This is a genomic window from Asticcacaulis aquihabitans (assembly GCF_032490435.1).
Classification (GTDB): domain Bacteria; phylum Pseudomonadota; class Alphaproteobacteria; order Caulobacterales; family Caulobacteraceae; genus Asticcacaulis.
On sequence record NZ_JAVGWM010000001.1, the window covers coordinates 380,893 to 395,092 of the forward strand.

14 protein-coding genes are annotated in these 14,200 nt (G+C 56.4%); 3 read left to right on the forward strand and 11 right to left on the reverse strand.

The genetic code is table 11. From position 1 onward, the window contains the following. Positions 1-85 precede the first annotated feature (85 nt). From ssb to RCJ00_RS01870, 8 genes are all read right to left on the reverse strand, one after another. A complete protein-coding gene (gene ssb / locus RCJ00_RS01835) occupies positions 86-583 on the reverse strand; it encodes a single-stranded DNA-binding protein (RefSeq protein ID WP_023457782.1) in 498 nt (165 codons plus the stop codon). 174 nt (positions 584-757) lie between these two features. Then, positions 758-1,219 carry a hypothetical protein gene (locus RCJ00_RS01840; RefSeq protein WP_316219900.1) on the reverse strand — a complete coding sequence of 154 codons (462 nt, stop codon included), beginning with the start codon at positions 1,217-1,219 and terminating at the stop codon, positions 758-760. 15 nt (positions 1,220-1,234) lie between these two features. Then, a complete protein-coding gene (locus tag RCJ00_RS01845; RefSeq protein WP_316219901.1) occupies positions 1,235-1,909 on the reverse strand; it encodes a hypothetical protein in 675 nt (224 codons plus the stop codon). A gap of 133 nt (positions 1,910-2,042) precedes the next feature. Then, a complete protein-coding gene (locus RCJ00_RS01850) occupies positions 2,043-5,060 on the reverse strand; it encodes a transcriptional regulator (RefSeq protein ID WP_316219902.1) in 3,018 nt (1,005 codons plus the stop codon). Between the two features lie 157 nt (positions 5,061-5,217). Beyond that, a complete protein-coding gene (locus RCJ00_RS01855; RefSeq protein ID WP_316219903.1) occupies positions 5,218-6,048 on the reverse strand; it encodes a flagellin in 831 nt (276 codons plus the stop codon). Positions 6,049-6,191: 143 nt separating this feature from the next. After that, complete coding sequence (locus tag RCJ00_RS01860) at positions 6,192-6,533, reverse strand: flagellar protein FlaG (protein WP_316219904.1); 342 nt, start codon at positions 6,531-6,533, stop codon at positions 6,192-6,194. Between the two features lie 100 nt (positions 6,534-6,633). Beyond that, the gene (locus RCJ00_RS01865) at positions 6,634-7,458 is read right to left on the reverse strand and encodes a flagellin (RefSeq protein ID WP_316219905.1); all 825 of its coding nucleotides are present in this window, start codon (positions 7,456-7,458) and stop codon (positions 6,634-6,636) included. Between the two features lie 299 nt (positions 7,459-7,757). Then, entirely contained in the window at positions 7,758-8,588 is an 831-nt protein-coding gene (locus tag RCJ00_RS01870) for a flagellin (protein ID WP_316219907.1), read from the reverse strand. Between RCJ00_RS01870 and RCJ00_RS01875 the strand changes: the two genes are divergently transcribed. Beyond that, entirely contained in the window at positions 8,527-8,811 is a 285-nt protein-coding gene (locus RCJ00_RS01875) for a hypothetical protein (RefSeq protein ID WP_316221093.1), read from the forward strand. The two genes, RCJ00_RS01870 and RCJ00_RS01875, sit on opposite strands and share 62 nt — an antisense overlap. 86 nt (positions 8,812-8,897) lie before the next feature. Here the strand turns inward: RCJ00_RS01875 and flaF are convergent, their stop codons facing one another. Both flaF and flbT read right to left on the reverse strand, forming a co-directional pair. After that, positions 8,898-9,293 (reverse strand): flagellar biosynthesis regulator FlaF, encoded by a 396-nt coding sequence (gene flaF, locus RCJ00_RS01880; protein WP_316219908.1) that lies wholly within the window; start codon positions 9,291-9,293, stop codon positions 8,898-8,900. Beyond that, positions 9,283-9,678, reverse strand: a complete 396-nt coding sequence (flbT, locus tag RCJ00_RS01885; protein WP_316219909.1) for a flagellar biosynthesis repressor FlbT — start codon at positions 9,676-9,678, stop codon at positions 9,283-9,285. The genes flaF and flbT overlap by 11 nt, the downstream gene beginning before the upstream one ends. A 208-nt stretch (positions 9,679-9,886) precedes the next feature. On the opposite strand from flbT, the gene RCJ00_RS01890 reads away from it, so the two are divergent. Continuing rightward, positions 9,887-11,746 (forward strand): tetratricopeptide repeat protein, encoded by a 1,860-nt coding sequence (locus RCJ00_RS01890; RefSeq protein ID WP_316219910.1) that lies wholly within the window; start codon positions 9,887-9,889, stop codon positions 11,744-11,746. Further along, on the forward strand, positions 11,743-13,290 hold the full coding sequence (locus RCJ00_RS01895) for a tetratricopeptide repeat protein (RefSeq protein ID WP_316219911.1): 1,548 nt from the start codon (positions 11,743-11,745) through the stop codon (positions 13,288-13,290). Before RCJ00_RS01890 ends, RCJ00_RS01895 begins: the two co-directional genes overlap by 4 nt. 13 nt (positions 13,291-13,303) lie before the next feature. On the opposite strand, the gene RCJ00_RS01900 is transcribed toward RCJ00_RS01895, so the two are convergent. After that, a complete protein-coding gene (locus RCJ00_RS01900; protein ID WP_316219912.1) occupies positions 13,304-14,119 on the reverse strand; it encodes a universal stress protein in 816 nt (271 codons plus the stop codon). Between the last annotated feature and the right edge of the window lie 81 nt (positions 14,120-14,200).

Below are 14,200 nucleotides of genomic sequence, written 5' to 3' on the forward strand. Positions count from 1 at the left end.
CAATATCTTGGTTACATCGTCACGGCCACCTAAGGGCCGCGAAGATTGTTGAAACGCTCTACTGAAAAGGATCCGTTCCCGAAATTTAGAACGGGATTTCGTCGTCAAGATCGAAAGCCTGCGGCGCGCCGGACGGCTGGGCACGCGCGCCAGCCGAAGCAGGCGGACCGCCATAGGAATCTTCGTACTGGTCGTAACCGCCACCGGAAGAGGCAGCCCCGCCGCCTTCGCCACGGCCACCAAGCAGGGTCAGGTTGCCGTTGAAGCGCTGCAGCACGACTTCGGTCGAATACTTTTCAACGCCATTCTGGTCGGTCCATTTGCGGGTTTGCAAGGCGCCCTCGACATAGACGGACGAGCCCTTGCGCAGATATTGCTCCGCAATCTTGGCCAGATTGTCATTGAAGATGACGACCCGGTGCCATTCCGTTTTTTCCTTGCGCTCGCCAGTCGCCTTGTCGCGCCACTGCTCCGAGGTCGCGATTGTCAGATTGGCGATACGGTCACCTGAAGGCATATTGCGAATTTCCGGGTCCTTGCCCAGATTGCCAACCAAAATGACCTTATTGACACTGCCTGCCATCGTAATTTCCTTATCATAAACCCTAGGCGCTTAAACGCGCCCATTTGTTCACATGCATGCCGATTCGCGACACTTTTACGCGCGACTCGAATGGTTAACTTTAGAACCTTACGGCGCACAAGGGAAGGGCCGGAGATGCTTTTGCGCCCCCGGCCCCGCCTCTTCCACAGTTTGTTACTTTTTGCCGTCGGACGGCATTTTGGGCAGGTTGTCCGGCACATCTACGGTCACAGGGCCACTGGGTGGTGCTTCCTGTTGTACGACCGACCCCGGCGCTACCAGACGCCCGTCAGGCGCCTTGACCAGCAGCGGAAAAGCCGGCCCTTCGTAGTTGCGCGAATATCGGACTTCACGACCGCTGGCGAAGAGGAAGGTGCCATTATAAGCGCCGATCGTCTGCTCTCCAGCCGTACGTGTGGCCATCAGATCCATTCGCGCGTTATACACCCGAACGGCGCAATGTTCCAAGTCTGGCTCATTGTCCGACAACTTGTTGAATTTCAAACCGCCACCCGCCGGATACCCGACAAAATAGCAAGCGCCCAGCACATCAGGCGCCTTGACGCGCTTCTGGCATCCGGCCAACGCCAAACCGGCGAGCGCCAGCCCCATTATCAAAACCGTTCTGGAAGACATTACTAAGCCCTTTGCCTATCTGACCATGGGAACCGAGCAGCCCTGACCTTGATCGACCAGCGGGCGGAAGGTGGCGTTGTCGTCCGATTGCTCGACACGCTTCGGAACGAGGCGCAGTGTCTTACTGCCCCATCGGCCGTAAGACGCCTGGCCCGGCGAAACACATCGACCATCATAAAGCAGAATGGCGCATTGGCCGATCGTAATGTTGTCGGCCAGCCTGTTCCAGGAATTGCTGCTGTAGCGCAAACATGCGGCGGTCGGTCCGGCCACGGCCTGAGTACTGGGAACAACCTCCGCCCCCTGGGCTGGATCGGGTTCGGCCGCTGCGGTCGGTGTGCTTGTGGGTGCGCCGGGGACGGGTACGAGTGACGCCGTGGGCGCTGCCACCTGATTGCCATTATCGTCGATGCCGACATCCAGTTGCTGTGCTGCGACACCATTCTTCTTGGCACATTCCGCCAAGGTCACGTCACCGACATAGGCACCATTGACATAGCAGCGCAAAGGCTTCTTGGAATCGAGGGTTGGCGTCGGGTCGGCCACCTTGAAAGTCAGCCCGGTCGGCTGATCGTTCATCTTCGGATCGTCCTTATGACCGTGCGACATACCCATAGCCAGAATGACGCCGATAACGATGGCGACCGTGGCGCCAATCCCAATGGCGATCCAGCGCTTTTGATCCTTCACAGTGGCAAGCTCCCCTCTCGGCAGCCGGACGTTTCCGGCGCACTGTCGTGAAGCTTAACCATAGCCGTGACGCCAAAATAAGGCAAACCCTTCGAAAGCGTCGCCCGACTTTTATGCCGCCTTTTTCTGGCGGTCAGCCGCCCGTCAGACGGTTAAGCGCCGCTTGATAATTGGCAATCTGATCGGTCATGTACTGCGGCACCGTCCCGCCGGTCTTGCCGGCTTTTGTACTGGTGCTGTCCTGGGGGTCACCGTAGCGCAGATAGGAATAGGCCTTCTGCACGTTCTTCATCGTCGTCTTCAACGCCGCCAGCGCCTTGGTGATGCCGGCAGATGAATTCAGATTGATCGATGTATCGAAATCCAGTCCGATGGCCTTTTGCGATGTCAGATAGTTGCTTGATGACGCATCCATTGTCTGTCCAGCCTTGCTGCTGACAAGGCCAGGATCCAGGCCAAGCCCGGCCAAGGCATCCTTGCCAGCCGGACCAGCCACGATCTGCATTTCGGAGCTCTTGTTGCTCGGCTTGATGTCCAACTGGTCAAGTTGCTTGCCAAGCACCTTCGTGACATCCGCCGTCAGTTTGTACCCTGATGCGCGATTGATCTTTTTTGCCAGAGTGGCCATCGTTTCGTTCGCGTCGATGGTAATCGTCTTTTTGATGCCCGTCTTCGAATCGACAAGATAGAACTGGTCGCCGGTCCGCACGCTGGTGCCCGCGGTGATCAGCTTGGAATCCGTCGTTTCGACCTTGCCAAGCGGAAGTCCAAGACGATCCAGCACACTTGAGGAATTCTTCGAAATGGCAATGGCATTCGGCGCCACGGTTCCGTTCGTGCCAGCATACCGGGTCTGATATTCGACCTGACCACTATCGATATTCAGCCGCGCCAGATAGGCGTCCTTGCTGTTGATCTTGGTCGTTCCGGTAATATCCCCGGTCGTCTGGCCGGAAATCCAGGCCTTGCCGTCCGAAAATTGGACCTTGGCATCCTTTTCCGTGCCCGCACCGCCATAAAATGCGACGCGGTCACCACTCGTGACAGTCAGATCCTTATCAACGTGAAGCGCGAAGGCATCATATCCGCCGGAATAGCTGGTCGCGGCATTACTGCCGCCCCCGAGCAGGTCAGCGGAGCCGCTGGATCCGCCGAGATAAACCTGACCATTGTAGATGGAAATACCGCTTATCGCCCCCCCACCGATCCCTCCGAGATTGCGTGCTGCGGTCTGAGTGGCGGAGTACTGTGTGACTTGCGTTGTCGTGGTTACGCCCTGCGCGTTTGTCGACGTCTTATCGACGACCTGCGATCCCATCGCGTAACTTTTTAGGGTGGCCTGCCCCCCCTCTACGCCAGCGACATAAAGCGTGTTACCGTCCGTCGCAACCTGCGAGACCGTATCAGTCTGGGCTGTGCCGGTCTGGATCGTGAACTTGTGGGTACCAGAAGCGGTGAAGCCCATCACATAGCCGTCCCACCCGCCATTCGCCTGACCGGACGCACCTTGCATGAGCCCTTGCGTGCGCCCCCCGACGTAAACGGAACCGTCGTTGCCAAAGGTCACCGAGGTGGCTTCATCCGCGCCCGAACTGCCGCGCCGTTGCGTCCACTGCTCGACGCCCGAAGCGTCATAAACGGTGACGAAGCTGTCGGACGTCGTGTTGTTTGCCCCGTTCAGGCTGGTCGTCGTCGTCGACGTGCTTGTCGCTGTATTGGAACCGGTGCCATAGGTCGTCGTCTTGGTTACGCCGATATCAAGCGCTCCCGTCACGGAGCCCGTAACGGCCACCTTGCCATCAGCCGAAACCGCCAAAGCCAAACCCGATGCCGAATCAGACGCGCCAAGCGTTCGGGTGAAAATGATCTTGCCCGCCGAATCGTATTTGATCAGCGCCACGTCCTGACGCCCTTTGATCGTCTGGTCATCCGTCGTGTTGTTGACATTGGCGAGGACGTAGACCGAACCATCAGGACCGGCAGCCGTTTGCAGGGCGTTAGCTATGGTATCGGCAGAAGTGCCATTGTCATCGATGTTGGCGACGCTGTTCGGCAACGCAGTCTGCCCTGCCTCACCATCTACCCAGTATTTCGCGCCAACCTTGGAAATCGGATCGCCGGGCTGATCGGTCGTGGAAGACTGGTCAGTCTGGAACTTTATCAGTTGCGAGGAAACAGCATTGGTCTTTGTTGTGGTCCCGTCGGCATTCTTCTTGGTAGTGGTGATGGTCGGATCACCGGTTGTCTGAACCACGTAAACCGAATCCGCCGTCGCCGGCGCGCTCATCGTCACGGCTTCGGTAGTCACGCCCTTGATTTGCAGTCCAAAACTATCCTGGCCGGCCGACAATGTTACGGTCTTGCCGTTGACGGTTGTCGTGGTTGGAACCGCAGGCGTACGGTTGACCGTAAACTGGGTCTGGAGCCCCTGCTCTTTCAGCTTGCCATTGATATACGATACAACGTTCGACATGCTGCGGGTCTGGGCGCCCATCTCAGACAAATCTATATTGACCGTGAACGGTGTGGCCGTACCGATCTTCTTGACGGTCATGGAAAACTTGACGTCGCCATCAAAGGCCTTCACCGCAGTGGTCGCCGAACCCGAATGAATAGCCGGCGCTGTGTAGAGCGTGTCGGTCCGCGCCGTTCCAACCGTGCTTTTCAACTCATTGGTCAGCGTACCGGTGCTGAGCGCCATGTGGTCGTAACTGGTATCGGAAATATAGCTGCGCACCTCTTCCATACCGGCCGTAAAGCGGCGTTGTATGGATGCCAGTGTAAGAGCGGAGGTCTTCGAGTCCTGCGCCTTGGTCGCCAGCCCCTCCAGGGCGCTCAGCCCCTGATACAGGGTGAACAGCTTGTTATAATCCGTTGACGCATTGGCGACGTTTGACGTGACCGCATTATAGTTGATAAACCGCTGACCGCCCAGAACCTTGGTGACCAGATCGCTTTCGCTTGCCATCCCGGACGAGCCGGTCCAAGGCGCGCGCGGCGCGTCGGCCTGGCCGGTCGGCGAATTGGTTTTGGTCGAACCTGTCGTGCTCGTCCCAGATGTCGACGAGCCAGAACTATCCGTCTGCGCCGGGATTCCCGCCTTCGCATTATAGTAGTTCACCAACAATGAAGCATCAAACGACACAGTCACAGCGATACTCGGCTAAAGGGTTCAAAGACACATTCTTACCAGTATGCGGCAACAATCCTTAAGAAGCGTAAACTTTTGCTGGCCAGGCCGTGCAGGCTTAGGGCCTGAAAACGCAAAAAGCGGGCCGAAGCCCGCTTTTTTCTTCAAGAGGTTCGCCCTACTTGAATAGGGACAGAATCTGTTGCGGCGACTGGTTGGCGATGGACAGGGCCTGAGTGCCCAGTTGTTGCTGAACTTGCAGAGCCTGGAGGCGTGAGCTTTCCTTAGCCATATCAGCATCGACCAGGTTGCCAATGCCGCCTGTGATGGAGTCCTGAAGCTTCGAAATAAAGCTCAGATGCCCTTGAATCTGCTTGGCTTGCGACCCAAGCGCACCCAGGTTGGCGTTGAGATTGTCGATAGAGCTATCGAGCTGAGCCAAAAGCAGACCGGCGCCGGTTGCGGTCGTCAAGGTCGAATTGGCCGTAAGCGTAATAATGGGGCCGCCAAGCGAAATCGTACGAACGCTGAGTGTGATCACCGAGTTGGCGTCGGCGTTCGCAATAAACTGAATCGCGTTCGGCAGCGAACCATTGATGATGTTTGAGCCGTTGAACGTCGCATTTTCAACGACGTGCGAAATCTGGCCGAGAATTGCCTTATAATCGCTGGACAGAGCCATACGCGACGTCGTGTCGATGGACGTGTCCATGGCGCCGACAACTTTTTCACGCAACTGATTGAGGAGGTCGGAAACCGACTCGCCCGCAGCCAGCGACACGTCGGCGATAGATGAGGCCCGGTTCAGGCTGTCGGTCACCGCCTTCAAACCACCCAGGTCAGCACGTTGTCCTTGTGCAATCGCGTAGACGGAGGCATTGTCCTTCGCCGACGATACAGCTAACCCGGTGCTGATCTTCTGCTGAGCGTCCTCGAGGCCCTTGTTCGTCGCGTTTAAATTCTGCAGCGCTATCATCGCGGATGAGTTCGTATGAACACTCACCGTCATGGCCATATACCTTCTATAAATTGCCGACTCAGCAAAGTCTTAACAAATATGGTAAGCAAAAGGTTAATGGACGCAAACGACTTTTACCGCGCATTTATGAATGCACGGTGGATAATAACAAATTCAGATGTTAACCTTCGGGGTTAAACCTCTGTTTTAATGACCGAACCGGCTGTGTAGCTCGACGACTTTCGCAAGGCCACAAGCTCATTTCGGGGCATCTCACGAACCACTTCACCTGTATTGCGATCTATGGCTTTGTAGACCCACTCCCCAGTCTTGGGATCCTTTTCGACCGTCAGGCGCAATTGATAGGCCGGCGTCGATTGATCTTTTGCCTGCCCTTTGGCCAGATCTGCCCCGGTGTCGTTCTTGGATTGGCTTGACGCACTGCTGCCCGCGACTTCTTTCGGCACATCCGGAACGGGCTTGATCTGGGACAGGTCGGGGTTGATATTCGGGAAGCTTAAAACGTTATTTATCATCTCCATGTCACGCCCGCCGCCGAAGCGCCGGAACGTCCTCCGATAAATAGGACTTCAGAAAAGAGTGGAGGACGGACGCTGGGCCCGCCCTCCATCCGGATTAGCGGAACAAGCTCAGAACCGTCGAGGACGACTGGTTCGCGATGGACAGGGCCTGGATGCCGAGCTGTTGCTTGGTTTGCAACGCTTGCAGTTTGGCGCTTTCCTTAGCCAGGTCAGCATCGACGAGGTTGCCGATACCAGCCGTGATCGAATCCTGCAACTTGCCAACGAAGTCGGCATGGTTGGTCACAGCCTTCGATGACGTACCGAGTTTCGCCAGAGACGCCGACACGTTGTTGATGGACGTGTCGATCGTGGTCAGCAGGTTGCTGGCCGACGTCGCGGTCGAGAACGAAGCCGTTGTACCGAGGGTAACAATCGAACCGCCGAGCGACAGCTTTTGCGCAGCTACAGTGAGCTTGCTCGTGCCGTCTGCGTTGGCCAAGGCCGTGATCGCCGTCTTGCTGCCGTCCAACAGATTGATGCCGTTGAAGGAAGCGTTAGAGATGGTCTTGGTGATTTGGTCGCGGATCGAATTGAAGTCATTCTTCAGAGCGGCGCGGCTCGTGGTATCCAGCGAGGTGTCGGAAGCGGCCAGGGCCTTTTCCTTCAGCTGGGTCAGCATGTCCGAAACGGACGTACCGGCAGAAGACGCAACGTCAATGACCGAAGACGCGCGGGACAGTGAGTCCTTAACGGCATTCAGCGAAGAGACAGTGGAGCGTTGGCTTTGGGCGATAGCGAAAGTAGCACCATCGTCCTTGGCACTACCGACCTTCAGGCCGGTAGAGATACGTTGCTGCGTAGTTTGCAGCTCGTTTTGGGTTGCATTCAGATTTTGCAGGGCAATCATGGCCCCGAAATTCGTATTGACGCTTGCCATTTTAGTTATCCTTTATTCTAGGGATTCCGGTGACATTTTGTCGACCGGCGGCGTTTTGCCTGACACCAAGGCTGCAAGAAGAAGGCCAGAATGCCAGAAAGCAGACAGTGCAAATAAGAAATTGAATAATTTGATATTATACTTGCATTAACTTCATTTTTGCCCGGCACTTTCTACCCACTTGCGGCAATTTTTGCCGAACCCGGCAGCTTTTACCCAGGCAAAATCGCTCCCGATATCCCATCAGGGACAAAGGAAGGGGAGCCGGGGCGGACGACGAATCCGCCCCGGCTAAGGTGTTACTTGAACAGGCTGAGTACCTGCTGTGGCGACTGATTGGCGATGGACAGCGACTGAATCCCCAGCTGTTGCTTTGTTTGCAACGCCTGGAGCTTGGCACTTTCCTTTGCCAGGTCAGCATCCACGAGATTGCCGATACCTGCCGTGATCGAGTCCTGTAACTTCCCAATGAAGTCGCTGTGAGCCGCAACCGCCTTCGACGACGTACCCAGCTTGGCCAGGGCGGCCGATACGTTGTTGATAGACGTATCGATCGTGGTCAAAAGGGCATTGGCCGAAGTTGCCGTAGCAAAGGCGGCAGTGGTCCCAAGCGTAACGACCGAGCCGCCCAAGCTGAGCTTCTGCGACGCGATGGTCAAATGAGACGTGCCGTCGGCGTTGGCCAGAGCTTCCAGACCCGGAATGGAACCGTCCAGCAAGTTGATGCCGTTGAAGCTGGCGTTCTGTATGGTCTTGGTGATTTGGTCACGCAAGGCCTTGAAGTCCGTATTCAACGCAGTCCTGCTGGTGGTGTCCAGGGAGGTGTCCGAAGCCGCGAGCGCTTTCTCCTTCATTTGGGTGAGCATATCCGAAATGCTGGTACCCGCTGACATGGCGACATCAATCGATGAGGTCGCCCTGTTGAGCGAGTCCTTTACGGCATTCAACGATGACACGGTGGAACGCTGGCTTTGAGCGATCGCGAAAGTGGCGCCATCATCTTTTGCCGTGGCAACCTTCAAACCGGTGCTGATCCGGTTTTGAGTCGCCTGCAAACTCGAATTGGTCATGTTAAGGTTCTGCAGCGCAACCATTGCGCCAACATTGGTGTTCACCGAAGCGTTCAACATCGGATTTCCTTTCCATTCTGGTCGGGGAGAAAACGGCTTTTGCCGCATAGCTATTTTAGCTGGGTCTGACAAAGCAATGCCGGTGCCACGCCAAGCCAATGCAAAAATTATATATCAAATTGATTTTATTGAGACTTTTATCATTGCTACCGCAAGAATCGCTCCGATGTCGTCGGATGCTCGGCAAAAGGTTCCGGGACTTTCCGCCGGGCGGCAATTTTAACCGCCCATTCACCATGTTTATGTTCCAGGCAGTAAAAAACCCGGCATCTTACGATACCGGGTTTTGAGCTTAAGGACTCTGCGCGATCAACCGTAGGATTGGCGAACCGCCTCGCCTGCCCCTTCGGCATCCCCTTGGGGCACAAGGCCCTGCATGATTATGCGGTTGACGTCTATGAGCGGTCCTATCTCTTCCTGATTACGCATAACCAGGGAGGTATGTTTACTGACCCAGATCGAAAGGGAAATAATATTGGCGCGTATCTGCTCGGGCAATCCGTTAGTGGACAAAGCGCAGTCGGCGCCCAGCATCGACCAGAGGCGCCGATTCCAATCGAGTGCGTCCATGCGTTCGCGAATCTGGCTGCGGTCAAGTTTTTCCGCCTCCATGAGCGCACGCGTTACTTGTCCGAACAGGCGATATTCTGTTTGACGCGGGTTTTCGGCACGCTGAGCAGTCGTCTGATACGCCTTAAGCGACATTTCCCAATCTTTCGTCTTCGTATTCAATAAGCCGGCGGCAACTCATCAGCGCCTTATAATACTCGCGCGCCATCAGGCTTTTCGAAACGCTTACGCACTCGGCCAAAATGGCGGGATTGGAAATGACCCCCATGAACTCCGACATACGGCGCAGGAATTCATCGTAGTATTTGTCGGCGCCGCTTTCGTCGAGATACATCATCATGACGGGGAAATAGACGTGGCGCGCCGGAGAAGACACATCTTCCTCCTGCATGATGTCCTTTTCCCGCAGCACTGAAGCCTTATTCTGTAGAACCAGTGAACAGCGACGGTCGCCGTTTTGAACGACGGCGCCATTGAGCACAAACTTCTCACCAGGCTTCAAAGACAGTTTTAACGGCATTGTTCTTCCTTCGGGTCTGCAGGAACGCACAAACCCGTGAAGGGTCTATAGCGCATCTCGAGTTAACAGCAGGTTTCTGTAGTATAGGCGCCGGGGTTTTGACGCTCCCGAAAGCGTCGGACCGCCCGTCACTCCCCTGACGCTTTAGGGAGTTTTTAAGCGAATCTCTGTTTACACAATGCCACGTCAGTGCCCTTGGAGCTAGTACATGTCGCTTAAGCTGAGACAGCCAAAAAAACCGGCCGGAACGCCGCGTGGCCCCATTGCGGTGACACCGGCCGATAGCGCACCGCACGCTCTGGCGATAAAGGCCCCGGCTTCGCAGACCGCGGTCTTTGTACCCGACCAAAATTACAATCCGGCAGCTCAAATCCTCGGTGACGCCGGCTCCAGCGAAGCGCTGCGAAACCTGCTCGACGCCACGGAACACGTGAAACGTACGGACACGCTGAAACTGCTGCGCCAGGCGTTGGAACAGTTCAAGGCGGGCGACTGGGCCGGTGGCGGCGACACGGCGCTCAAAGCTTTACATGTCGACGAAAAAAGCGCCGAAGCGTGGCATATTTTGGCCGTGTCGCGTGACAAGTGTAACGATTTCGCCAGCGCCATCACCTGCTACGAAACCGCGCTGCGTATCCAGCCGGAAAATCCGATCATCGCCAACGACCTAGGCCGTCTTGCCTATAAGATGGGGCTCTATGAGCTTTCTGAGAAGTTCTTCCAGTTTTTTCTGGACAAAAACCCAGGCCACGTCGAAGCCATCAATAACCTGGCCAGTTCTCTGCGGGAACTGAATCGCCTGGACGACGCCATAGACCTGTTGCGTAACGCTATCGGCGAGAACCCGACGGATGCCCAACTATGGAATGCTCTGGGCACTGTGGTCAACGCTCAAGGCGACATGGCCAATTCGATCATTTTTTACGAAGAAGCGCTTCGCCACGACCCGATTCACGTGCATGCCCGCTATAACCTAGGCAACGCGAAAGGGGTTCTGGGGCGTACCGAAGAGGCGTTGGCGGATCTCAAAACTGCCCTGCCCTTGTTCCTCGACCCGATGCACGTCCATACCTGTCGCCTGAGCATCGCGTTTTGCTACCTCGTTATGGGGCAGCTTGAGGAAGGCTGGAAATGGTATGAATCCCGCGGCAAGGACGAAACCTCCGAAAAAATACACTACCTGATCCCTAAGCCGCACTGGACGCCTGACATGCCTTTGGCGGGCAAGCGCATCTTCGTCTCCGCAGAACAGGGCCTGGGCGATGAAATTCTGTTTGCCAATGTGATGGATGATCTTTTGCGCGAAATAGGGCCAAACGGGCACCTGACGATCGGGGTTGAGCCCCGCCTCGTCCCCTTGTTTGAAAAGGGTTTCCCCGCCGCCAAAATTGTTCGCCATCACACGACGAAGCATCAGAATCTACCGGTTCGCCTGTTCCCGGACATTACCGATTGGGAGGCCTATGATTGCTGGGCCATTATGGGCGATTTCCTCAGCCGCTACCGCAAGACCGTCGCTGATTTTCCGTCGCCTCATGTCTTCTTCAAACCCGATCCGACCCGCGTCGCCTACTGGAAGTCGGTCCTCGCCGAATTGAACGACAAACCCAAAATCGGCATTCTGTGGAAATCCCTGATCAGGCATTCCCGCCGCGACCGATATTACTCACCATTCCAGCAGTGGGACGATATCCTGCGGCTGGATGGCATCCAGATCGTCAATCTGCAATATGGCGACACCTCGGAAGAACTGGCCTGGGCGGCGGCCAATGGCGTCAACATATGGACACCACCCGGCATTGACCTCAAAAACGACCTCGATGAGCTATCCGCCCTCTGCGTGGCGCTGGACTGTCTGCTTGGCCCAGCCAATGCTACCAGCAATATAGCGGGCGCGGCTGGCGCCACGGTTTGGATGATCACGCCCGAAAATTCGTGGACGAGCCTGGGTACGGACCACATGCCTTGGTACCCGTCAACCCGGGTGTTCTTCTCTGAGTCTCTCCTCGACTGGAGCCCGGTCATGGGCCGCGTCAAAGCCGCCCTGATTGAGACATTTACCAAATGAGTCCTGATAAACTGGTCGCCAAGGCCGCAGAGGCAGAAGCCAATATGAATCTGCCGGCCGCGCTGGCCGCCTATGAAGAGGCGCTTCAACTGGCGCCGGATTCGCTCGATATCGCCCTGCGCCTGGCATCACTTGCCTTTCGCCTGGAACTTTGGGATATGGCCGAAAAGCTGTATGCCCACCTTATTACGCATGGCCTGCATCAGACCCTGATCATATCCAGCTATGCCGCTGCGCTGCGCGAGCAGTCGAAGTACGACGAAGCCGTGGATGTGCTTAAGACCGTACTGAACCAAGCACCGGACCAGTCCGCATTGTGGGAGGGACTAGGTAGCGTCATGTTGGCGCGTAAGGACGCAGACAACGCCCTCATCTTTTTCAATGAAGCCTTGCGATTGGAGCCAGAAAACCTGCACGCCCGCTTCAATCGAGGCTGCGCATTTATGGACAAGGGCGATAAGTCCTCCGCTCTGGAAGACTTTACCGCCTGCGCCAATGCGTTCGATGACCCCGGAAATCATGCATCGGCCCAGATCGCATACGCTCAAACCCTGCTATCGATCGGAAACCTGACGGACGGCTGGAAGGCCTACGAAGGCCGAGAACGGTACGGTACGCCGAAGCAGGTACACTATCATATCTGGTCGCGTCGATGGCGGGAAGATCAGTCACTTGCAGGGCGCAATCTATTAATTTCGGGAGAGCAAGGCCTTGGCGATGAAATCCTTTTCGCCTCTGTCCTGCCCGATGTCATCCGCAATATGGGACCACGGAGTGAGCTTACTCTTGGTGTCGAACCGCGGCTTGTCCCTCTTTTTCAACGCAGTTTCCCTGCGGCCCGTGTGGTTGCGCACAAAACGCAACTGATAGATGGCGCTTTGCAACGCAGTTATCCTGACCTCGGCATGACACAGACGGATGGCTGGGCGCTGATGGGGGACTTCCTGGCGACCTATCGCGGCGGCCTGGCTGATTTTCCCGCGCAAAATGCCTATCTGAAACCCGATCCGGCACGCGTCATTCATTGGCGCGAGCAAATGTCCAGGTTGAGCGCCAAACCAAAGATTGGCATCTTGTGGAAAAGCCTGAAATCCAATGCCGAGCGAGATCGCTACTTCTCTCCGTTTGATGACTGGCGTGAAATTTTATCGCTCGATCAATTCGATTTCTTCAGCCTGCAATATGGCGATTGCCGTGAAGAAATAGCCCAGGCAGCCACGGAAGGTCTCACCCTGCATACGCCGGCAGGTATTGACCTGAAAGACGACCTCGACGACCTCGCCGCCTTGTGCCAGGCCATGGACCTCATCATCGCGCCGTCAAACGCGACCAGCAATATCGCCGCCGCGTGCGGAGTTCCCGTTTGGATGATCCAATATGGCGGCTGGCTGCAACTGGGTCAGACCTACCATCCCTGGTATCCAAGCGTGCGTATATTTTCGCCCCCCTCGCTGTCGGATTGGCGTCCGGCGTTCCAGGCTATCCGCACCGCGCTGCTCGATCACTTCGACGGTCGTCAAGAGGCGTCAAAACCGTTCAATTGACCTCACGTGCCGGTCAGTGGGCCATATAAAGATTGATCGAAGTATTCTGCAGCAGAGCCCGCGTTGTCCCACCAAAAACGAATTCGCGCACCCGCGAACGCCCAAAAGCACCCGCCACCATGTAATCGGCCTGATGACGCTCGGTCGCCTCGGTCAGCAAGGCTACGACATCGCCCTTGGCCAAGGTTTCCACCTCGACAGTAAGCCCGTGACCGGCATAGTAGGCCGCCAGGCGGCTAAGGTCCGCCGGCGCGTCGCCCGTCGGCGCCCCGACAACCACCACTTTCGCGGCCTTTTTTAGCAACGGAACCGCCCGGCGCGCGGCGCGCGAGGAAGGCTCCTTTCCGTCCCATGCGACAAGGGCCGTGCCACCGATATTGAAAGCGCGCCGGGCGATGAAGACCCCTGCTCGCTCTTCCATCATGACCTGCTGGAAGGCTTCCGAAAGCATACCTTGTCCCTTGGCGCTGGCGTCCGAAAACACCATCAGGTCAGACAAACGTGTCTCCAGCGCCAGATCCTGCCATACCGGCGATTCCAGGGCCGTGAATATCTTCGATGGATAAGGAACGGCACCAAACTGCGAACGGGCCGTCAACTCAGATTCGTCAGCCGCCTGTTTCAAGCTTTCCATGGTCGACATCTGGACCGTCCCCATGAACCCTTCACCCAGCCAGGGCGCCAGTTCAGCGGGGTCAGGCGGCGTAAACAGGACATTGAGTTGCGCACCAAACGCCGCGGCGATTTGCCCTGCCAAGTCCAGGGCAAGGATTTCGCTTACCGTGCCACTAACGGGGATACTAATTCTAGACCATGCCTCAGATTTCATGATCGTCTCCTTGTCTGTCTCATTTGGCGGTGTGCGTGCCGCTCCTGCTTGGGCAATATATACCCTTCAACATAAAAACCC